Genomic DNA, 21,250 nt, shown 5'->3' with positions numbered 1-21,250 from the left:
TGGTGTTCGTCCAAAAAGTTGACGATATGATCAGGAAAAGCTGACCAAGTCGTCATTTTTCTATGTATAGTAAGTTGACACTTTGGTCAGGTTTTGTCTAGTCTCCGCTCAATAGGCGAAAACGCGGGGAGACGATTTCGTGCCAATGAGGTTAAGAGATGCGATGGCGGAAACACTTGCCGGTTGGGAGGCGGATCTGCCGTCCGATTGGCGTGTAGCCCTCGGCGATATCGGCGGCGACTTTGATCGCGTCGACGGAGATTTGGAATTCGAGGCCTGGGAGCCGATCTTCCCGGCGCGCCGCGGACGTCATTTTCCTGGACAACCGAAAGGCGCACACGCGCTCGCAGCCTTCGATGGCCTCGCGCCGCAGAACGTGCGGTGCATGATCCTAGGGCAGGATCCTTATCCCGAGCCGGGCTTTGCAACCGGCCGCGCATTCGAGGCCGGCAATCTCGCTTCATGGAACGAGCTCGACAAGATGTTCTCGAAGAGCATTCGGGCCTACATGCAGCTCATCGCCGCGGCACGGACTGGCGATCAAAGCCTTTCAGAAAGCTTCGCGCGTTGGCCGGACGTGCGGCGGATGCTTTGCGATCCAGATCACGGTTTTGAGGAGCCAAGCGCGATCGGCGACCGTTGGGTTCGCAATGGCGTGCTCCTGCTCAATGCATCGCTGACGCTATCGCGTTTCAAGGTCGACATAGATCCGCATCAGGCGAGGGGACATCTGCCTTTCTGGCGGCAGCTGATGCTCAAGGTGATTGCCGCCTTGCGAGAGCGCGATCAGTCGATGGTCTTTATCGGATTTGGCGATGCGGCAGCCGACATCTTTGCGGCAGCCGGCCTCAGCGAAGGCGAGCACGGTAGCTATGCTTTGGTTCTGCGTGATCATCCGGCCTTCGCAGAGCGCGTGCTTGGCCGCGAAAATCCATTTCTTCTTTGCAATTCCTATCTTGAGGCGAGGGGCGCGAGCCCCGTCGCATGGTAAATTATGAGCATTTCACCCGAATATGATTACATCATTGTAGGCGCCGGCTCCGCAGGCTGCGTACTCGCCAATCGCCTGTCGAAAAATCCCCAGAATCGCGTCCTTCTGCTGGAAGCCGGCGGCAAGGATCGGAATCCGCTGTTTCGCCTGCCGATGTTGATGGGCAAGCTGTTTCACTCCGGTATCTACAACTGGCATTATCACACCGAGCCGGAGCCCTTCCTCAATGGCCGTTCGCTCTACTGGCCGCGCGGCAAGGTTCTCGGTGGCACGTCGACGATCAACGGCATGATCTATGTCCGCGGCAATCGCCACGATTATGATCGCTGGTCGCAGTTCGGCTTGCCTGGTTGGTCTTATGAGGAAGTTCTACCGGCATTTCGCCGCTCGGAATCCCATGTGCAACGCAATGGGGCGTTTCACGGCGACGATGGAGAACTTACGGTCTGCCGCGCGCGCGGGCACAATCCGCTGATGGATGTGTTTTGCGAAGCCGGTCAGCAGGCAGGCTACCCTTTGAATGACGACTTCAACGGTGAAACTCAGGAAGGTTTCGGCCGTTACGATTTCACCATTCGAAAGGGCAAGCGCTGGTCCACCTCGTGGGCCTTCCTGCGCCCGGCCATGCATCGCTCCAATCTTACGGTTATCACCGGGGCTGAAACCACGCGGCTGTTGATAGAGAACGGCCGCGCAACTGGTGTCGAATATCTAAAAGCCGGAACCATATCGATGGCGCGCTCCGCCGGCGAGATCGTATTGTCGGCAGGGGTCGTCAATACGCCCAAGGCTCTGCTCCTGTCGGGGATCGGTCCGGCGGACGAATTGAAGGCGATCGGAATCAAACCGATTCTTGATCTTCCAGGAGTCGGCAAGAACCTACAGGACCATGTCGACTGCGTGATGAGCTGGGAGTGCCGCAAGCCCATAACGCTCTTCGGCGACCTCCGTGCCGACAAGCTGATCCCCGCAGTTGCGCAGGGCATGCTGTTCGGAGAGGGTATCACCACGACCTTTCCGTATGAGGCAGGCGCATTCATCCGTTCCAACGATGGGTTGGTGGCGCCAGATATCCAGCTGCATTTCATGCCGGCGTTGGAAAAGACGGCCAATCTGCATTTCCCTAATCCGTTTCGCAAGAAGCAGCGCGTCGAAGCCAATCACGGCTTCACCATTCGCGTCGGGCCGGTCAATCCGGTCAGCCGCGGCGAGATTACCTTGCGGTCGACCAACCCGACCGACAAGCCGAAGATTCTCGCCAACTATCTGCGCGACGAGTTCGATATCCGTACCATGATCGACGCCATCAGGCTGACGCGCGATGTCGTCAATCAGAAAGCATTCGACGGCTATCGCGGCCTCGAACTGGCTCCTGGCCCGACGGCAAAGGACGAGGCCGAGCTTACCGCATGGCTCCGCGCCACCGCCATGACCACCTTCCATCCGGTCGGCACCGCCAAAATGGGCAATGATCCGATGGCGGTCGTCAATGCCAAGCTCAAGGTGCACGGCATCGATGGTTTGCGCGTCGCCGACGCTTCGATCATGCCGGTCATTTCGAGCGGCAACACCAATGCGCCCGCCATCATGATCGGCGAGAAGTGTGCCGAATTCATCCTGAACGCCTGAAGGGAATAAACAATGATCCTCGAACACCGCACCTATACGTTCAAACCGGGCACGGTCGACAAATGGATGAAGAAGTATGAGGCCGAGGGTCTGCCGATCCAGAAGCGCCATCTCAACCGTTTCGTCGGGCTTTACGTCTCCGAGATCGGCACTCTGCACACCACCGTTCTGATGTGGGCCTATGACAGCCTGGCGGACCGCGAAGCGCGTCGCCAGGCCATGTATGCAGATCCGGAGTGGCAATCCTTCATCGCCGGTGTCTGGGCACTTGATGCCATCCAGAAGCAGGAGGTCATGATCATGAACCCGGCATCCTACTCGCCGGCCATCTAAGCGTGTTCAACGGATAGACTTCACATAAATACAAAAGAGGGAACTGAAGACATGAAAAACTCAAGAAGTGACAACGATCTTTCTCGCGGCATCGATCGCCGCACCTTCCTCCAGCTTGGTGCCGGCGCCGCAGCGTTTGGTCTTGCTGCCGGGGTGATGCAGCAAGCGGCGCGTGCCGCAGGCGGGCTGGTCGCGCTTGTTCACACGCAGGCGGCCGGTGACAACGGCCCGGTCGACGCCATGATCGCCAAGCTGAAACAGCTGTCGACGGAGCAGGGGTTCACCTATCGAGCCGTCTATGCGCAGGATCCCGCGACTTACGAGACGGTGTTCCGTACGCTCGGCGATGCCGGCGCCTCCATCATCGTCTCGACCTTCAATGAAGTCGCAGAGCCGTTCAAGGCGCTTGCCCCATCCTACCCCAATACCAAATGGATCCAGCTGTTTGCCGATCCCTTCGAACCTGCGATCCCGAACGTCGTTACGGTCTCTTATGACTATTATCTCGGCTGCTTTCTCTCCGGCGTCTTTGCCGCCAAGATGTCGAAGACCGGCAAGATCGGCTTCATTGGCGGTGTTTCCATCCCGCCGCTCAACGCCGATTTCAACGCGCTGAAGGCCGGCGTCCATTCGATCAACCCCAATGCCACGGTGACGGCCGCCTTCGCCGGCTCGTTCCAGGATCCGGCCAAGGGTCAGGAAATAGCGACGCAGATGTTCAATGATGGCATCGACTACATCCAGACAGATGCGGCAGCCACCGATGGCGGCATCATCGCTGCGGCCAACGAGAAGGAGGGCCGGATGGTCAGCTGCCTTTCGCCGGCGCAGTTCGCACTCGGGCCTAAGTCGGTGATCTCGATCGTCGGATTGGACTTTGGCGTGTCACTCTACAACGAAGTGAGCAAGGCTCTCGGAGCAGCATGGAAGGGCGGCGCCCACGAGCATACCGGTCTCGGGACAGGTGTCATCAACTTCATCCCTTCACCGCTATTTGCAGAGCAGGGTCCGGCAGAGCTGACGGCAAGGGCAAAGGAGGCCTTGAAGGACGTCGACAAGGTGCGCGCCGGCATTCTTGACGGCTCCGTCAAGGTCGAGTTCAAGACCACTCTTTAATGCCAGTTCGGCCGGTTGCTTAACGGCAGCCGGCCAGAGCATCTTGGGCTCCGGCGATAGCGACGGGCCTGCAGAATCATGTCGGGAAGCTTCTCATGTCCAATCACTCACCGCCTGCGCTCGCATGCCGCGACGTAACCGTCCGCTATGGCGATGTGACGGCGCTTTCGGACGTTTCGATCGAATTCGAGGCCGGCCTCATTCATGCCGTTCTCGGCCAGAACGGCGCTGGCAAAACCACATTCGCCCGCGTCGCGTCCGGCCTCGTGCAGCCGACTGCCGGCCAGGTCGAAATCTCCGGAAGGGCCATCCGTACAGGCCATGTGCGCGATAGCCGCGAAGCGGGCGTCGAACTTGTCCATCAGAGCTTTGCTCTGCCGCCATCCTTTACGGTTGCGGAAGTGATGGAGTTCGGTGCGCCGGGCCATGGAGGCTTTTATTCGCGCAAGGCGCTGGCGCAAAAATGGCGCGCGCATTTGCAGAGCCTCGATATCCAGGTCGACCTTTCGCGGCGCATTCGCGATCTGCCGGTCGAAACCCAACAGAGCATCGAGATCGCCCGCGCTCTTGTCACCGACGCGAAAGTATTGATCCTCGACGAACCGACGGCCGTTCTCTCTCCCGCCGGGATCGAGACGCTCTTCGCCCGCGTGCGGCGGCTGAAGGAGCGCGGTGTTACCGTCATTCTCATTCTTCACAAGATCCGGGAGGTTCTCGCCATCGCAGACACGATCAGCGTATTGCGAGGCGGTCGGCGCGTCGAAGGGCCGCTGCCGAAGGCCGGTCTCACGGCTGAACAGCTGACGGCATTGATCGTTGGCGATGCGGCGCGTCCGCAAAGCGCGAAGGACAGGGACGCGTTGCTTGGTGTCGGCGAACCGGGAGACATCCCGCTCCACGGAAATTCTGGCCGCGCCGCGCGACAGCCGGTATTGACGATGACATCCGTCTCTACTTTGCCTGATGACGAGGGGGCGGCACTCGATAATGTCAGCCTGTCCATCCAACCGGGCGAGATCGTCGGCATCGCCGGTGTCGAGGGCAACGGACAGAAAACGCTCGTACGTGCCATTGCCAACCTTGCGACCCTCTCGGGCGGTGCGATTATGCTTGCCGGACAGAATGTTACGGAAAGGACGCTGGCGGCCCGCCGCGGCGCTGGGCTGCGCATCATTCCGTTCGAACGCAATGTCGAAGGCCTCAGCCTGACCAGCTCTCTCTGGGAGAACTGGAGCGCACGCGAGTTGCTGCAGGGCTCTCTCCTGAAGCTTGTCAAACCGGCAGGAATCCGCGCGCTCTGTGACCAGTCGCTGAAGAACTGGGGTGTTCACTATCACGCTTCCACGCAGCAGGCCGGTTCGCTATCGGGAGGTAACGCCCAGAAAGTCATTCTAGCGCGTGAAATCGACGCCGACGCCAAGCTCATCATCGCGGCGCAGCCGACACGCGGGCTCGATATTGGCGCCACCGCTTTCGTCTGGAAAGCCTTGCGCGAAGCGCGCGACAAGGGAGTGGCGATCCTGTTGATCTCTTCGGATCTGGACGAGTTGTTCGATATTTCCGACCGTGTGGTGGTCATGCTGTCCGGCCGCGTTGCTGGTGAGTTCGTCGGACCATACGATATACAGTCTGTCGGCGCGGCCATGGTCGGCGCAACGTCCGTTGCTGCGGGAGCATGACGATGAAGAACAAGATAGTCGTTATTCTCCGCAGCCTGGTCTTCGTAGCCCTCTCGCTGATCCTTTGCGCCGTGCTCTTCCAGTTTGCCGGCTACAACGCGCCGCAAATGCTGGTCGCGGTTGCCGATGGCGCATTTTTGCGGCCCGGCGCTGTCGAGCAAAGCCTGAGATGGGCATTGCCACTGTTCATCACGGCAGTGGGCGTCAGTATCTCCTTCCGCGCTGGCTTCTTCAATATCGGTGCACAGGGGCAGTTCTATGTCGGGGCGATCTCCGCGGCCTTCGCGGCGGAGGCTTTGCGTGGCGGCCCTGCCATCATTGTCGTGCCGCTGATCTTTCTGGCCGGCATGGCGGGTGGGGCGCTTTGGGCACTCTGGCCGGGTCTCCTGAAGCTGCGTTCCGGCACTGACGAGGTGATCACCACGCTGATGGGCAATTTCATGGCTGGCCTGCTCCTGGTCTACGTGACGTCGGGCCCGCTCAAGGACCCATCGGGCACCGGTCAGCAGGCATCCAGCCGTCCGATCGACGCCGCCTATCGCATTTCCAATTCGCTCGGTCTGTCACCAACGATCATCGGCATCGCGCTGGTCGTCGGGATAGCGATGTGGCTTCTCGTCAACCGCACCAGCTTCGGCGTGCTGGCAAGCCTTGCCGGTCGAAACGGCACGATGGTGCGCTGGCAGGGTGCGAAGCTCTGGCAACTTGGCTTGACGAGTTTCATCATTTCCGGCGCACTGGCGGGCCTTGCGGGAACGATCGAGTTGATGGGTCCTAACGGCCGCATCGCGTCTGGTTTTCTGCCGACGCATGGCTTCACCGCGATCCTGATAGCGCTTGTCGCTAATCTCTCCGTGGTCGGCACGGCTGTCGTTTCGATCTTCTTCGGAGGCTTGGCATCGGCCGCGCTATACCTGCCGATCATGGCGGGTCTGCCGGCTGCGGCGATCGACATCATCAACGCCGCCATCGCGCTCTTCATCACGGCCAGATCCAACGTCGTCGAGAAGCTTCTGCGTCTGGGAGGACGTCCGCAATGAACGACATCATCATCGCTATCCTGCGCTCCGGCACGCCATTGATCTACGTGACCCTTGCCGGCGTCATCGCGCAACGCGCCGGTGTCTGGAATCTCGGTCTTGAGGGCCTGATGATCATCGGCGCCTGCGCCACCATTCTCGGCATCATGCTGACGCACTCCTTCATCCTGGCTATCCTCATCGCCATTCTACTCTGCGTCGCCGCCTCGATACTTCTGTGGTTCGTCATCGAGAAGCTGAAGGCCAATCCGATCATTGCCGGGCTTGGTCTGACGGGCCTCGGCGTCGGAGGCACGGCGCTGGCGGTGGAATCGATCTTCGGCAGTCAGGGAATGGTGACGGCGCCCTTTGGCGTACCGAAGCTCGGACCGGCGTTCGGCCCCTACGGCGTGCTGTCGATTTTCGTTGCCGCCATGCCGTTCGTCGTTTCCGCCATGTGGCTTCTGCTGCGGCGCAGCCGTTTCGGCCTGCAACTGACCGCCAGCGGCGAGCATCCCTTTGCAGCGCGAAGTGTCGGCATCCAACCGCAGCGAATGCGTCTTCTGGCCTTGTCGATCGGCGGGGCGCTGTGCGCCATCGGCGGAGCGGAACTTGCAGCTGGAAGCCTGCAGTTCTTCGCACAGGGAATGACGGCGGGACGCGGCTTCATGGCGTTTGCCGCCGTCATCTTCGGAGCGGCCCATCCGGTCGGCGCGACGCTGGCTGCACTCTTCTTTGCCATTGCCGGCGCGCTCGGAATCCGCGCCCAGTTGATGTTCGGGGATAAAGTTCCGCACGACCTGCTGCAAGCGCTGCCCTATCTCGCCACCGTATTCGGCGTCTGGCTTTCCGGCCGGTTGAGCGGCTCCAAGACGGCGGGAAGTTTCGGCGAACTGAAGGACCAATAGGAGAGGGAAACCGCCATGAACAAGATCCTGATCCGCAATGCCATGATCCTTGCTGTCGATGCAGCGCATGGTACGCAGCCTTTCGCCGGAGACATTCTGGTGGGCGACGGCTTGATCGCCGCAATCGGCCCCAATCTGATCCCGCCGGATGGCGCCCGCATCATCGACGGTCGCGACCGATTGGTGATGCCGGGCCTGATCAACGCTCATACCCATTCCAGCGAAACCTTCTTTCGCGGCCGCTATGAAGGCATGCCGCTCGAGATCTGGTTGCTTTATGCCTATCCGCTACTGATGAACGATCCGATCGGCAAGCGGCTCCTCTATTTACGAAGCCTGCTGCTGGCGATGGAGTCGCTACGCAACGGCGTTACGACACTCTGTGACGACTTCTTCGATCCGCCGGCCCACGATCTCGATCGGCTCGGCACGGTGTTCCGCGCTTATGAAGATGCGGGTATTCGCGCGAATGTCTCAAGCGCCGCCATGAACATCCACACGCTCGATGCGCTGCCGTTTGCGCGCGAGGTGATGCCGGCGGAACTACAGAATCTGCTCGACTTCGGGCCGCCGATGACGGCTGACGCCTATGTCGATTTCTGCAAATCCGCATTTGACAGCTTGCATGGCCGCGCCGGGCGCGTGAACTTCATGATCGCACCGTCGGCGCCACAGCGTTGCACGCCGGACCTCATGATGGCCTGTATGGAGCTGGCCGTGGCAAAACGTGTCCCATTCCATACCCATGTGCTGGAAACGCGGACACAGGCGATTACCGGGCACGAACTGCACGGCAAGAGCCTTATTGCATATATGAAGGATCTGGGGCTTCTTCGGCGCAACACGACGATCGCGCATTCGGTCTGGGTCAGCGATGACGACATGTCACTGATGGGAGACGCCGGCGTCTCGGTCGCCCATAACGCCATTTCCAACCAGAAGCTCGGTGCCGGCATCGCGCCGGTGAGGCGCCTGCTGGATCTGGGCGTCACGCTTGGCCTTGGCACGGATGGCGTCTCATCCAACGATACAGCGCGCATCTTCGACGTCATGCGTGTAGCTGGTCTCATCCACTCCGTTTCCGGTCCGGATTACGAGAAGTGGGTCACAGCCGATGAGGTCTTGCGCATGGCAACGATCGACGGAGCGAAGACGGCGATGCTCGAGCACGTCACCGGTTCACTGGAGGTGGGAAAATCCGCCGATCTGGTGATCCTGAACTTGCGGTCCTATCCGTTCATGCCGTTCAACGATGCCGCCAAGCATCTCGTCTATTCTGAAAACGGCTCGTCCATCGAAAAAGTCATGGTCGCCGGTCGCATCGTCATGGAGGAGGGCCGGCTGACCACCGTGGACGAGGCTGCCGTCTTTGCCGAACTGGCCGAACTCGTACCGGCGTGGCTGCAAGAACATGCCGAGCTTGAGCGCCGCAACAGTGTGTTCGTCCCGGTCATGGCCGAAATCCATCGCCGCGCGTCCTTGGCCGAGTTGCCGCTTTACCGCTATCAAGGAGATCTTCCATCGAAATCTGTGTGATGCCAGAGCGCTGTCTCCGTCATCGCAACTCTCCCAAATGGGGCAGGACTGGCAGTCTTCCTGGGCGCTATGCGCCTTGGTGGGGGGCCCGCGCCTCCAATGGGCATGACCGTTTCCGGACTGTCACGAGCGGCTGTTTGGCGACTTCCTCGCGGATGTCACGGAGCCTGTGCAGCTGACCAAGACTTCGGCAGAGGGCCTCGCTCTGCCGAAGTCTGGCCTAGGAGATTGATCTCAATTGGCATGAAAGGGCGACTTTCCTCTCGTCGAACATTCATCCGCCTCGTGCTCGCACCTCGCTCTCAGTAGGTGGTTGCTGTCTGATTTTGACGAGCAGAGCCTGCCAACAGGCGTGCACAGCTTCTGGCTGTACCGGCGGTCGGAACGCCTACAAAGTCGGTGGATCTTTTACAACCTGCTATTGAATTTCGCAGTGAGCCGTCTATTTACCGCGCAGCAGATGCGGGCAGGAAGTCACCCCCCAGGATCAAGCGAGGCTCAGGCTTCGACCGGTTTTTTCAGATGCCCATGTCATCATTCGGAGCTTCAGACGCACAATGACATTTCCGACTATCCAGTTTCCCCAGAGAGCTCTCAAGCTTGCTCAGGGCGCGATTACCACGGCGCGAGGCAGCTATTTTTCACTACCGATAGTGCTAGCACTCACCGTGTTCATGGTGGTGTGGGAAGCCCCCGGCATATTGAGGGATTGGACGATCAACCAGAACCCCGTGATGCTCGACAGCGGCGATATTCGTAACGGCAAATGCGAGACTAGAAAAGGCTTCTTCACGACATGCTCGGCGCATCTCAACTATGCGTATAACGGGCAGAAGTATGACAAGGACGTCGAGATCATGTTCGTCGACGCCCATACCGGTGACTACGAAACCAGTCTCGTTATATCTGGCGAGCATCCGGAACTCGCGACGCTTAGCCTCGGCATCGACAAGCTCTGGAACCGGATCATCACGCTTGCGGTGTTCGCTGTCCTGTTGGGAGGTGTCTCCCTCGGCCTGATCTACCAGATCTTGCGTGTCTGGCGCGTCCGCGGCGGGTTGAGCCGACCGGCTGACCTTGTCCCTGTCCCGGTGGAGATTACAGGTGTCGACCGGGCGGGCAAGCGGTTGAATGTGACCTATGCCGACAAGATTTCCGGCAGGAAGACGGGTCGGGCCGCCCACACGCGTTTCGAGCCGGGGCAGGAGCCTCTGCTGGTCGGCACGAAGGGCGATCACGCCGTGGCGCTTGCCGTTTGGCATGGAAAGTCTGCGCTCCCCATCCTTCTGGATAAGCAGCTGGAACGAATCGACATGACGGCTGAAGAGCGCTCAAGGGCTCTCGCGCCGCTTACCGCGGAATTGGCTGGGCAACAGCTGGAGCTTGTCACGCAGCGAAAGAAGGGTCCGTCGATCACGGCGCGCCTTGTCAGAGTGTTGCTTGTGATACTGCTGATCATCGGTGCCGTTTTCGGCTACTGGGTCTGGTATGTGACCAGTGCGGACTCGCAGTTCAACTCCCCCGGGATGGACATCAACAACATGATGCCAGCTCCCCTCAACAACTGGGGTTGCGCGCAGTTGAAGAAGCGTTTTGGCGATCAGCGGGCGCCGTTCGGATGTGTCGCTTCGGACTTTACCAGCTGGCGGTGAACCGAATCTCACGGCTCTCATTCCGTCTGACGCGGGCTCACCTCGGCTCGCGTCTGTTTGCCGATGCCACCTGAGCGCTGGCCGACTTGCGGATTTCGCTAGCATTAGTGGTAGAGTGGCCGCATGCTCAACCTATGTTCCGCTTCACGCAAGGTTGTGCTGATACCATCGCTACGTCTTGAGATTTCAACGTTTGGCGGATTGAAAATGGCTATTTCCATCAGTGCAGACAGGAAATACAGCGCTCTCTTGAGCAATAACGGCAGTAACTCGAAGGCGAGTAAACAGCCTAGCATCTATGATGTTTTTCCGCGCTCTCCTGGTCAGGGCGGGGCACCGAAAGCCTCAAACCCACCTAGCACCAACCAGCCTCAGCCTGAAATCGCAACGAATGGTTTCATGGCATCATTGAAGGCCAAGCTGTCGGAGACGACGGACGATCCTGAAAGCTATCTGCGTTCTCAATCCATGCTCAGCGCCCTCAAGGCAGGAAAGTTGACTGTGACCGACGCCACGCAGGGCAAGGAAATCATGGCCTGGGACAAGGACTCAAAAGCCAAGCCGACCAAGGCGGACAATATCAGCAAGAGCGACTGGACCACTTTCTTGAATGACCATCTGAAACGCGATAATCACGGAGCCTTCCAAAAGACGGCTGACGGCTCCTATGTAGACAAACACCCCGACGAAAAAGCCTATTTCGGGCGGGTCGCCGGAAAATACTACTATGTAACCTGGCCGTCCGATAAAACTTCGACCTAGATCGCAATTCCTATAGAGCCCGGCATAGAAGAATACGACGAGGACGAAGGCCGGTCTGTACGGGCGATGGAATCTGGCGGCAAGGTTCTTTGATCGCAAGCGTCGAGCAGCTTAAGCACGCTTCGGGCTTGGGTAATGTGTCGCTGAAATACATCGGATTTGGCGATGCCGCCATCTCTCTGCCGCTGGTCGAAAACGTCTTCACCCAGAAAGGCGACGAGTTCTCGAAAGACCTCCGCATCTTGAGGCGTAATCAGATAGCCTGTCGTTGGCATGGCACACGTCTCAGTTCCCGCCGGCTGCCGGCGGGGCTCCTTACTTCCGTTGTCAGGTACGGTTAAGCCGCGTTCAGATCCGATATCTCGCCATGCTTCACCAGCAGGCGAGGCGATGTCATGTCACCGGTTTCCTCATCCACCATGACGGCATAGGCGGCAACGCCGACGAAGCGAGCAGACATGGCCGAAGCGATCTTCTCGGCGCTGACGGCGTTCGATGCTTGACGCATCTCGCCCGGCACGAGGTTACCGCGGTTCTTTCGATACGGCAGGATAATGAACTTCTCGGCATTGCTCATGGCATCTTTCCTGATTTGTTCTCAAAATGTTCTCATTTTTGGGAAGAGTCAAGCGTGAGAAGTATTGACCGATCACGGGGCATGTTTGCAGGTGCTTTAAAGCACCCGCTGACGGGACACACGACCCGAAGCGGAGCGCTCAGGCTCGGCTATCAATGGCGTGCCGATAGTCGGCGACTACTTGTGCGGCCGTCGACTTGAACGTCTCGTGCGCGCAATCTTGAAGCATCGTCTCGAACCGCTCGATCAGGGCGGTCGCAACGATTACGCCGTCCGCCACCTTGGCGACAGCCGCTGCCATATCGGGTGTCTTGATGCCGAAGCCGACCATGATGGGCATGGCGCTAACGCTGCGGCAACGTTCAACCGCATCCGTGATGACGTCGATCGATGCGGACGGACCGCCGGTTGGCCCGACCACCGGGATGCAATAGAGGAAGCCGCCTACGCCCCTCTGATCCGAAACGAAATCTTCCGTTGGTAGTGACGGTGCTGCGAGCGGGATCATGACGAGCCCATATTTGCTGAGGTGCTTGAGAAGCGTGCCGGCCTCCCGCAACGGCAGGTCGGCGACGATCAGACCATCCACGCCTGCGGCGGCCGCGCGCGCGGCAAAGACGTCATAACCCATGGTCCTGATGGGATTGGCGTACCCCATCAGGATGATCGGTGTCTCGTCGTTATCCAGGCGGAAGGCAGCGCATAAATCAAGGGTACGCAGCAAGCTGCCTCCAGCCGCAAGCGCACGTCTATTTGCCCTCTGGATCGTCGCTCCATCCAGGATTGGATCGGAGAAGGGATGGCCGATCTCCAGCAGATCGATGCCATTCTCGGCCAAGAGCTGCATTCGCTCCAGGCTTTCGTCAAAGGAAGGATCGCAGGCAACGGTAAAGGTAACAAACGCGCTGCGACGCTCCGCCTTCAGGCGTGCGAACATGAGGTCGATACGATTTCGCGTCATTCGCAATTTTCCGCCCAGATGATGTCGAGATCCTTGTCGCCCGCGGAGGGGACCATGACGACCACGGCGTCATTTCGATCATAGTGACACGCTATGCGCTCCGCGGCGGCCAATGCGTGGCCCGCTTCGAGCGAGACGAGGACGCCTTCGCGGATCGCAAGACGCAGGACCGCTTGACGTGCGTCTTCGTCGGTAAAAGTAAGCGTCTCGACGCGGCCGCGCTCGACGAGATCTGCAAGCTCTGGTGCGGATCCGGGGTAGGCAAGTCCGGGTGCGATGGATGCGGTTGGCTGGATCTGGCCGTGTTCGTCCGCAAGCACCAGTGTTTCGGCACCGTGGAAAATGCCCGGCTGCCCTTTCGCAAGGCGGGCTGAATGCGGCTTGCCTGCGCCGCCTTCACCACCTGCCTCAACGGCTATCAGCCGGATCTGACGGTCGTCGACGAACGCGGAAAAAATGCCGAGGGTTGAGGAGCCCCCGCCAACCGCTGAAACAATTGCCTTTGGCAATACACCCGCTTCCAATAGTTGGAGGCGGGTTTCACGGCCGATTATCGACTGAAATGCCCCGACCATGGCTGGAAAGGGATGAGCGCCGATCGGTGCACCGGCGAGGTAGGCTGTCGTAGCGCTGTTGCCCATCCAGTGGCGGATTGCAGCGGAGGTTGCTGCGCTCAATGTCCGGTCAGCATCCTCCACGATCTGAAGATCGGCGCCAAAGGCGCGCATTTTCTTGATTGTCGAGGGGTGCCGTTGCGCGTCGCTGCTTCCTATGTAGATCGTGCAGGCAAGCCCGAGCCGCGCAGCGACGGCGGCAGCTGCCACTCCGTTTTGGCCAGATCCTGTATCGGTGACGACGGAGCCGAGCCCCATCCGCACGGCAAGCAGGCATTGCCCGAGGGCTGAATTGGCGTAATTGCCGCCATTGAAGGTCAGGTCGTCGCGTTTCAGGATGATGCGGGCGCCGCCATTGACGGAAGCCAGCCTAAGGGTTTCGAAGATTGGCGTTGGCCGGCCGACGAACCGTCCCAAAAGATCTTCGAACGTCCGGCGAAAAGCGGGATCCTCCCAAGCCGCGTTGAACGAAGCTTCGAGGCGATCCAACACGGGCAGTAGCACGGGCGCAACAAATTGCCCGCCAAACCGACCATAGCGGCCGGGTCGTTCTTTCAATGAAGCGGTCGCCATGTCAGGCTATCCCTTGGCCGATGCGGCGCACGAGCACTGCGGCGAGGATAATGGTGCCGGTGATGATGTCCTGAAGGAATGTCGATACGCCAAGAATGGTGAGGCCATTGCCGACAACTGCGATGATGGCGGCTCCAACCACGGTCCCCGGCAGGTTCGCTTCCCCCTCGCGGAATGCGGTCATCCCGAGAAATACGGCAGCATAGGCGCTTAGGAGATAACCGCCTCCACCCGTGGGGTTGGCACTGCCGATGCGTGCGGTCAAAAGGATGCCAACCAGAGCCGCCAGTACGGCCGAGACGATGAAAGCCGCAACGGTATTGGAGACGATCCTGACGCCGGCCAGTCGCGCCGCCTCGCGGTTTCCGCCGATGGCGTAGAGCTTGCGGCCAATTTCCAGCTTATCGAGCAGGATCCAGGCAACCAAGGCGATTACGATCAGCCACCATGTCATTGTCGGCAGACCCAGCGTATGACCTCGTCCGATATCGCGGAACCCGCTTGGAATGTCTCCGAGCAAGGTTGCGCCATCACAGATCCAGAAGGTGATGCCGCCGATGATCGTGCCAACCGCGAGCGTAGCGATGAACGAGAGTACCTGGAAGCGCGAGACGACATAGCCGGAAATTGCGCCGAAAAGTGCTGCGATCGTCAAGACGAGCAGGCAGGCGAGGGGAGCTGGCACGCCAAGCTTGAAGAGATAGACCGCGAAAATCCCGCCGAAAGAGACGATCGAGGCCGTCGAAAGATCGAACTCGCCGACCGCCATTACGACAGTTGCCCCAATGGCGACGATCGCTAACAAGGTCATTTGCTGCGTGATGTTGATCAGGTTCGACATCGAGCCGAACGCGCCCGGGGAGACGATGGAGAAGGCGGCTATGATCGCGACAAGCGCGAACAGGGTTCCGTATTGTCTGGCAAAGCCGGTCATGCGGATGGATCTTTCCTGCTGTCTTGATGAAATGCGGCGTCGATAATCCGGGATGGAGTGAGTTCCTCACCTTCCAGCCGCGCCGTGATGTCACCGTTTGCAAAGACCGCGACGCGGTGCGAAAGCGCGAATAGCTCGTCCATGTCGCTGGTGGTCATGAGTACGGCTGCGCCATCGGCCGCAATTTGCCGCACGATCGCATGGATTTCCGCCTTGGCGCCGACATCGACGCCGCGTGTCGGCTCATCAAGGATCAGTAGCCGGATCTGCCCGCCGAACCAGCGGCCGAACAGGAGTTTCTGCTGATTGCCGCCCGAAAGTGTCAGAGGCATCGCCCAGGGCGAACTCATTTTCACGGTGAGCCGCTCGCGGATCTCGTCGGCGCGGGAGGCCAGCATGGCGCGGCTGGTGATCGGGAGGACAGGGTTCGCACGAACGCGTTTGAGATCGCCGATCGCAAGATTCTCGGCAATCGAGCGCACCGACACCAGCCCCTCGTTGCGACGATCTTCAGGCACGTAGGCGCCCCCCAATCGAATACGGGCGCGGATGTCGCCTGACCTCAAGGAGTGGCCGCCGATGCGGATTGCTCCGCCCTCGGTCGGCCGCGAGCCCCAGATCATCTTCATGAAAGAGGAGCGGCCGGCACCAACCAAGCCGTAAAGGCCGAGGATCTCGCCTTCGCAAACGGAGAGCGACACCGTGTTGCCACGCATTCCGAATGGCAGCTTCTCGACTTCGAGTACCGGTTTGCCGATGGGCGGCGGCAATGATCTGCCGTTTCTGATTTCGTCGTGACCCGACATCAAGCGCACAAGGTCCGCCCGCGTCGTGCCCTGCATGGTGCCCGTGCCGACCGTTTTTCCACTGCGAAGCACGGTGAAGCGGTCACAGATCTCAGCCACCTCGCCGAGCCGGTGAGAGATGAAGATGATAGCGACACCGCGTGCGGCAAGTGTCCTGACCGCTTTATGCAAACGTTGTGCTTCTCCTTCGGAGAGCGAAGCCGTCGGCTCGTCCATGACAATCAACCGTGCCGGATCATTCATCAAGGCGCGGATGATCTCGACGAGCTGCTTCTGTCCCGTCGTCAAACGCGCGGCGGGAACATCGAGCGGCAGATCGGGAGCGATGCTGGCGGCCGCCTCCGCCACCACCCGGCGCATGGCTTGACGGTCTATGAACGGGCCTTTGCGGGGGTAGGGTCGCCCGACGAAGGCATTCTCAACCGCGGTAAATTGCGGGACGAGGCTGAGTTCCTGATGGATAAAGCGAAAACCCAAAGCTTCGGCCTGGCGTACGCTTTCGATCGCCGTGTGCTTGCCGTCGACCAGGATTTTACCGTCATCCGGCCTGGCGAGGCCGGACAACGTCTTGATGAGTGTGGACTTGCCAGCACCGTTTTCTCCGAGCAGGCCATGAACCGAGCCGGCGGTCACAGAGAGGTCTGCGCCCGCCAGCGCCCGAACGCCGCCGAAGCGCTTTTCGAGACCGCTTATCTGAAGCAACATGGCCAGAACTCTCCAGTGCTCAGGTCAAGGGCACTTCACGCCGAGCGTCTCGGGCGTGACCATCACGGCTGGGACGGAAATCTCATCCTTATCGGCCTTTCCGCCGCCGAGGATCTTTTCGAGCTGTTCGGCGCCGATCTCGGCTATTTTGGGAAAGTCCTGGCGGAAGGTTGCCTTGTAGCGGGTGCAAGACTTGATCATGTCGATTGCCTGCTGGCTGCCGTCTATCCCCATGATGATGAACTTTGCATCCGGCTTTTCCGATTCAGCCGCAAGTTCGGCGCCGACGCCGGGATCGTCCCAAGCCGCCCAGACACCGTTGATGTCGTCGCCGTGCTGGCGAAGGATGTTTTCCATGGCGACGCGGCCGTCATCGACGGGGCCCGGAACCTTGACGAAATGGTCTGCGATGACCTTGATATCCGAATTCTTCTTGAGCGCCTCTTCAAGCGCCAATTCGCGCTGATGCACACCCGGATGCGCCGAATGGAAGAACTTGACGATATTTCCCTTGCCGCCGAGTGCCTTGAACAGCGCGTCCGAAAGCTGCGTGCCGAGATCGAAATTGTTGGACGTGACGTTGACTGCGACATTCGCGTTCTTCGACCCGTCGAGCGAGATCACTGGAATGCCTGATTTCGCCGCCAGTTCGACTTGATCACCGATCTGCGCCGGATCTGCCGAAATCAATACGATCGCGGAGGCCTTGGCGTTGATCGTATCCTCCATGCGCGATGCCAATTGGCCAAAATCGTTGCGTGTATCGATGATGCTGACGGTCCAGCCGCGCTTTTCGCCCTGTGCCTTGAAGCTCTGTGCCATTTCATTGGTCGGCACTGAGCTGATGTAGGGCGTCAGGATGGTGACGTTCGTGGCAAACGCCATGGAGGCGGATGACAACAGAGCGGCAACGCTTCCCCAGATTGCTAATCTTTTCAATTTCATGCTCCTCTTCCCAAAGTGACGATAGTGCTGGTTACGATTGCACATCGGTATGTATGATACCGATGGGGCGGAGCGCATCGATCGCTCGCAGATAGGCTTGAAACATTGCTTCGTAGCGCGCCTTTTGGCGCGGATCGGGTTCAAACACCCTTTCCACACGGGTCATGGCCGGCACGGCTTCGGCGATCGACTGGAATGCGCCGATGCCGACGGCTGCGAGAATGGCCGCGCCAAGGCAACCGACATCGGTGAAGCTGAAGCGGTGTAGCGGTATGCCCAGGCAGTCTGCGCGGATCTGGCTCCAGAGATCAGAACGGGCGCCGCCGCCGCCGTAGAGCATATAGTCGGGGCGAAATCCGGCGGCCTCGACCAGAGAGCCCATGGAGTGGCGCGCGGCAAGCGCGACACCTTCCAACACCGCGAGAGCGAATTGTGGTGCACTCGTACGACTGTCGAGGCCGATGAAGGCACCGCGAATTTCGGAATCCCAAAGCGGCGCACGTTCTCCTTCGAGATGCGGCAAGAACAGGATCGGCCGGTCGGCACGGCTCGCCTTTTCTGCGAGGGCAGGGATATCGCCCGGCTCGACACCGGCTGTCGCGGCCCACCAGCGCAAGGAATCCGCGCCGCTCTGTGTGGGGCCAGCATTGACCACAAGCCCCTCGATCGTCGCGAAGGTAACGATCCCGGGCGCGCCGATGCGCTCCGAGCCGGCGAGGGCAAGGATTTCGGACGTCCCACTGACATACATCCCTTGTCCCGGCCGGAAGACACCGCAGCCAAAGAGGTTGCCCCAAGCGTCCATGGTGCCAGTGATGACGGGGACCCGGCGTCCAGAGGAACCCAATGTCATATCGCCAGCGATGTCGGTGAAATGCTTGAGCGGTGGCAGCTTGGCCTTGGCGCCCGGCACCCGATCGACCAGCGCGTCGATATATTGATGGTCCAAACCAACCTGACCAAAGGCGGATATTGGATCGGACGCGGCTTGCCCGGTAAACTGCAAAAGACAGAAATCGCGGGCCGACAAAACCTGGCGCGTTCGCGCCCAGAGATCCGGACGGTGTTTGGCGAGCCACATCATTTTGGCAAGCACATGGCTCGCCCCGATCGGTAGTTCCGCACCCCACCATTCCCGTTTCTCGGCGGGCGTGATCGTCGCGTCGAGCTTTGCAGCTTCCGTTCCTGCGCGAATGTCCTGCCAGGTGATTGCGGGCATCAGCGGTTTGCCACTGTTGTCGACAAAGACGTCCGTGTTCACCTGACTGCAGATGCCGACTGCACGGATATCGGCCGGATCGCGTCCAGAAAGCAGATTGGCAATCGCATCGTGGATGCCATCCAGCCAATGCTGCGGGTCCTGCTCAACCATGCCGGGGCCAGGCCGCGATGTGGGATAGCTGTGGCTACGATGGTCGATCACGCTGCCGTCCATCGCAAACAGCGCCGCCTTGACGGAGGTCGAACCGATATCCAAGCCGATGAGCATTCATTTCTCCAGACCGCCAAACCATTTACAGCGATTTGGCGGACCTTAAGCTCACGTCATGGAACTGTCATGGGAGTTTGACGCCGGCAAGCCACCGGTCGATGCGAATTCTGCAGGATGTGGATAGTCCAGACCGCCTGCCTGCCGGTCTAGCGATCCCGGTGGATATCAGCCGAGGGAAGCACGCCAAAGGTATCCTTGTATGTCGCCGAAAACCGGCCGAGATGATGAATCCCTACGCTTCTTGCCGCCTGCGCGGCCGGAAGACCATCGTTGCGGATCAAACGTCGTGCTTCTTCCATGCGGATTCGCGTGAGGATTTCGTGTGGTGTACGCTGATAGTAGGTATGAAAGCCGTCGTAGAGCGCACGTTCGGATATGCCGATTTCGTTCGCTATAGCCGACATCACCAGTCGCTCCGCATAGCGCGATTTCAGTATATCCATTGCCTGCTTCATATGGCGCGGGGAAGCTTGCAGCCGTTCAGGGACCACGGACGCGCCGCTGGTAAAGGCAATGTTGCGCAGGAGTTCGTCGACCACCGACGTGAGCAAGGGGCTGATGGCCTCATGTTCGACAGGGTCGGCAGTTTCCGCTAGCATGTCGGAAAAAATCTGCACCAAAAAGGTGAAATGGCGCCCGTGCGGTGTCGCAAGGTCGATGACCGGATTAAAGATGGGATTTCCGCTGCGGCGCCGGCGCGCGATTTGCGCGAGACGCTCCTCCACCAACTTGCGGTCGATCTGCAACATCCACTGGCGCGTTCCCTCGCGCCAGCGCGAATGGAATTTGGGACCTGGCGAAAGGATGAGAGCCTTGCCGGGTTGGGAACGGAGGCGCTCTGTGCCGAACGTAATGTCGACGCCGCCGGCCAGCGGCATTTCAAGCATATAGAATTCCTCGAAGCCACGAGAACTCACCGAGACTTCCTGGCCGTACTGCAAGAAATTGAATCCCGAATCCTCGAACTGCAGATGCCTATGGCGGAAGTCGACAGTTTCGGTCTTGCAGGCAGGCGCCAGGCGATGATCGCAATAGGACGAAACCAGATGGGCCTCTGCCTCTCCGAGTACCGTCGCCCTTGTTTCCTTGACCTTTAATGCCGAAACGTCCGCCATCAATGCTCCTCACGCGCCCGACAGTATTGCAGCGGCTCCCGTTGATCGCAAGGATGCGCAAGATGCGTGTAACAGCGTTTAGGGTAGGGGCGCTCCGCTTGTTCAGTTGTGGCTGATTTGGCTTTGAGTATTCTCTAACGCATCCGACAGTCCAGATGTCGCGCGATTAACGTATGTTAGGCCCTGTTGACAAAGTCTCGACTGGACAGTCTTGATCGGCCTGTTCGGAATTGAGGCACAAGGGAAACAGATGATAGTGGGCGACTGCCGCATTTTCGCAATCGAAAGCGGGATTACCGAGGCGGTGGAAAATCTCTCCCAATTAGCGTTAGGCTATTTCGCAGTCTACGTCGGTGGGCGAGTGTTTGGAGTGAGGGAGCCCGATGCATCCATGCTTGGATGCTCTTTCCACGAAGTCGAACATAGGTTGCTGCGGCGGGGAGCGCATGCGCCTCCTATCCCAGTCGGCACTCCAGCTTTTGAGATTGCTACAGCCTACCTCGATGCTTTTTATCGTGATAATGCACGAACGGATTACCTCGGACTTTCGCAGCACCAGTTCATCGATGCCCTACAATCGAGTGGAGCGATATGGGCTCCGGATGGGGACGAGGCCTTTGATGATGGAAGCCACATTCTGCAGTTCGATGTGGACGGCCGAGTGCGCATTATCGCGTTTTTGAATACGGAAGAGCCTGACGATTTTGCTCAAGGCATACGCGAAGAATGGATGAGCGCCGATCTCTTCTACGCCATTGTTTCTAGTTGGAAGACATTGTTCGCTGTGGAGCGAACGGGTCGACTGAAGGCCAAAACTGCCGCTCGCCCGGCTGCTGTTGAAGGCTAGATTGAACTAAGCCGCTAATCGCGGCGATTTGTGGCGGCCTTTGAGGAGAGCGCCCT

Annotated in this window: 19 protein-coding genes; 11 read left to right on the top strand and 8 right to left on the bottom strand. The window is 59.5% G+C overall.

The window, feature by feature from the left end; translation table 11 throughout:
• The first annotated feature begins 163 nt into the window (after nucleotides 1–163).
• The 10 genes from QD461_RS29925 (at nucleotide 164) to QD461_RS29880 (ending at nucleotide 11,625) form a co-directional block, all read left to right on the top strand.
• Nucleotides 164–991: a uracil-DNA glycosylase gene (locus QD461_RS29925; protein WP_414090838.1), complete on the top strand. Its 828-nt coding sequence runs from the start codon at nucleotides 164–166 to the stop codon at nucleotides 989–991.
• Nucleotides 992–994: 3 nt separating this feature from the next.
• Nucleotides 995–2,620: a GMC family oxidoreductase gene (locus QD461_RS29920; protein ID WP_414090837.1), complete on the top strand. Its 1,626-nt coding sequence runs from the start codon at nucleotides 995–997 to the stop codon at nucleotides 2,618–2,620.
• Between the two features lie 12 nt (nucleotides 2,621–2,632).
• The gene (locus tag QD461_RS29915) at nucleotides 2,633–2,953 is read left to right on the top strand and encodes an NIPSNAP family protein (protein WP_414090836.1); all 321 of its coding nucleotides are present in this window, start codon (nucleotides 2,633–2,635) and stop codon (nucleotides 2,951–2,953) included.
• A 90-nt stretch (nucleotides 2,954–3,043) separates the two neighbouring features.
• Nucleotides 3,044–4,069, top strand: coding sequence for a BMP family ABC transporter substrate-binding protein (locus tag QD461_RS29910; RefSeq protein ID WP_414090873.1), 1,026 nt, complete (start codon nucleotides 3,044–3,046; stop codon nucleotides 4,067–4,069).
• A 95-nt stretch (nucleotides 4,070–4,164) separates the two neighbouring features.
• A complete protein-coding gene (locus QD461_RS29905) occupies nucleotides 4,165–5,748 on the top strand; it encodes an ABC transporter ATP-binding protein (protein WP_414090835.1) in 1,584 nt (527 codons plus the stop codon).
• A 2-nt stretch (nucleotides 5,749–5,750) separates the two neighbouring features.
• Entirely contained in the window at nucleotides 5,751–6,788 is a 1,038-nt protein-coding gene (locus QD461_RS29900; protein WP_414090834.1) for an ABC transporter permease, read from the top strand.
• Nucleotides 6,785–7,675, top strand: coding sequence for an ABC transporter permease (locus tag QD461_RS29895; protein ID WP_184711181.1), 891 nt, complete (start codon nucleotides 6,785–6,787; stop codon nucleotides 7,673–7,675). Before QD461_RS29900 ends, QD461_RS29895 begins: the two co-directional genes overlap by 4 nt.
• A 15-nt stretch (nucleotides 7,676–7,690) precedes the next feature.
• Nucleotides 7,691–9,211 carry an amidohydrolase family protein gene (locus QD461_RS29890; protein ID WP_414090833.1) on the top strand — a complete coding sequence of 507 codons (1,521 nt, stop codon included), beginning with the start codon at nucleotides 7,691–7,693 and terminating at the stop codon, nucleotides 9,209–9,211.
• Nucleotides 9,212–9,768: 557 nt separating this feature from the next.
• A complete protein-coding gene (locus QD461_RS29885; protein ID WP_414090832.1) occupies nucleotides 9,769–10,863 on the top strand; it encodes a hypothetical protein in 1,095 nt (364 codons plus the stop codon).
• 207 nt (nucleotides 10,864–11,070) lie between these two features.
• Entirely contained in the window at nucleotides 11,071–11,625 is a 555-nt protein-coding gene (locus QD461_RS29880; RefSeq protein WP_414090831.1) for a hypothetical protein, read from the top strand.
• A gap of 337 nt (nucleotides 11,626–11,962) precedes the next feature.
• Here QD461_RS29880 and QD461_RS29875 read toward each other — a convergent pair whose 3' ends face one another.
• The 8 genes from QD461_RS29875 to QD461_RS29840 form a co-directional block, all read right to left on the bottom strand.
• On the bottom strand, nucleotides 11,963–12,202 hold the full coding sequence (locus tag QD461_RS29875; RefSeq protein WP_184711178.1) for a hypothetical protein: 240 nt from the start codon (nucleotides 12,200–12,202) through the stop codon (nucleotides 11,963–11,965).
• A gap of 139 nt (nucleotides 12,203–12,341) precedes the next feature.
• Nucleotides 12,342–13,163: a tryptophan synthase subunit alpha gene (trpA, locus tag QD461_RS29870; RefSeq protein ID WP_414090830.1), complete on the bottom strand. Its 822-nt coding sequence runs from the start codon at nucleotides 13,161–13,163 to the stop codon at nucleotides 12,342–12,344.
• Nucleotides 13,160–14,350 carry a tryptophan synthase subunit beta gene (trpB, locus tag QD461_RS29865; protein ID WP_414090829.1) on the bottom strand — a complete coding sequence of 397 codons (1,191 nt, stop codon included), beginning with the start codon at nucleotides 14,348–14,350 and terminating at the stop codon, nucleotides 13,160–13,162. Before trpB ends, trpA begins: the two co-directional genes overlap by 4 nt.
• Nucleotide 14,351: 1 nt before the next feature.
• Complete coding sequence (locus QD461_RS29860) at nucleotides 14,352–15,284, bottom strand: ABC transporter permease (RefSeq protein ID WP_414090828.1); 933 nt, start codon at nucleotides 15,282–15,284, stop codon at nucleotides 14,352–14,354.
• On the bottom strand, nucleotides 15,281–16,795 hold the full coding sequence (locus QD461_RS29855) for a sugar ABC transporter ATP-binding protein (RefSeq protein WP_414090827.1): 1,515 nt from the start codon (nucleotides 16,793–16,795) through the stop codon (nucleotides 15,281–15,283). The genes QD461_RS29860 and QD461_RS29855 overlap by 4 nt, the downstream gene beginning before the upstream one ends.
• Before the next feature lie 24 nt (nucleotides 16,796–16,819).
• Nucleotides 16,820–17,734, bottom strand: coding sequence for a sugar ABC transporter substrate-binding protein (locus tag QD461_RS29850; RefSeq protein ID WP_414090826.1), 915 nt, complete (start codon nucleotides 17,732–17,734; stop codon nucleotides 16,820–16,822).
• Between the two features lie 37 nt (nucleotides 17,735–17,771).
• A complete protein-coding gene (locus tag QD461_RS29845) occupies nucleotides 17,772–19,229 on the bottom strand; it encodes a xylulokinase (RefSeq protein ID WP_414090825.1) in 1,458 nt (485 codons plus the stop codon).
• 149 nt (nucleotides 19,230–19,378) lie between these two features.
• Nucleotides 19,379–20,347: an AraC family transcriptional regulator gene (locus QD461_RS29840; RefSeq protein ID WP_414090824.1), complete on the bottom strand. Its 969-nt coding sequence runs from the start codon at nucleotides 20,345–20,347 to the stop codon at nucleotides 19,379–19,381.
• A gap of 211 nt (nucleotides 20,348–20,558) precedes the next feature.
• Between QD461_RS29840 and QD461_RS29835 the strand changes: the two genes are divergently transcribed.
• Entirely contained in the window at nucleotides 20,559–21,194 is a 636-nt protein-coding gene (locus QD461_RS29835; protein WP_414090823.1) for an Imm42 family immunity protein, read from the top strand.
• Nucleotides 21,195–21,250 lie beyond the last annotated feature (56 nt).

Origin of the sequence: Rhizobium sp. BR 314 (genome assembly GCF_047445805.1) — a bacterium.
In the GTDB taxonomy this organism is placed as follows: Bacteria; Pseudomonadota; Alphaproteobacteria; order Rhizobiales; family Rhizobiaceae; genus Rhizobium; species Rhizobium lusitanum_B.
Note: the sequence above shows the minus strand (reverse complement) of the source record. Positions and strands in the feature narration are given on the sequence as shown.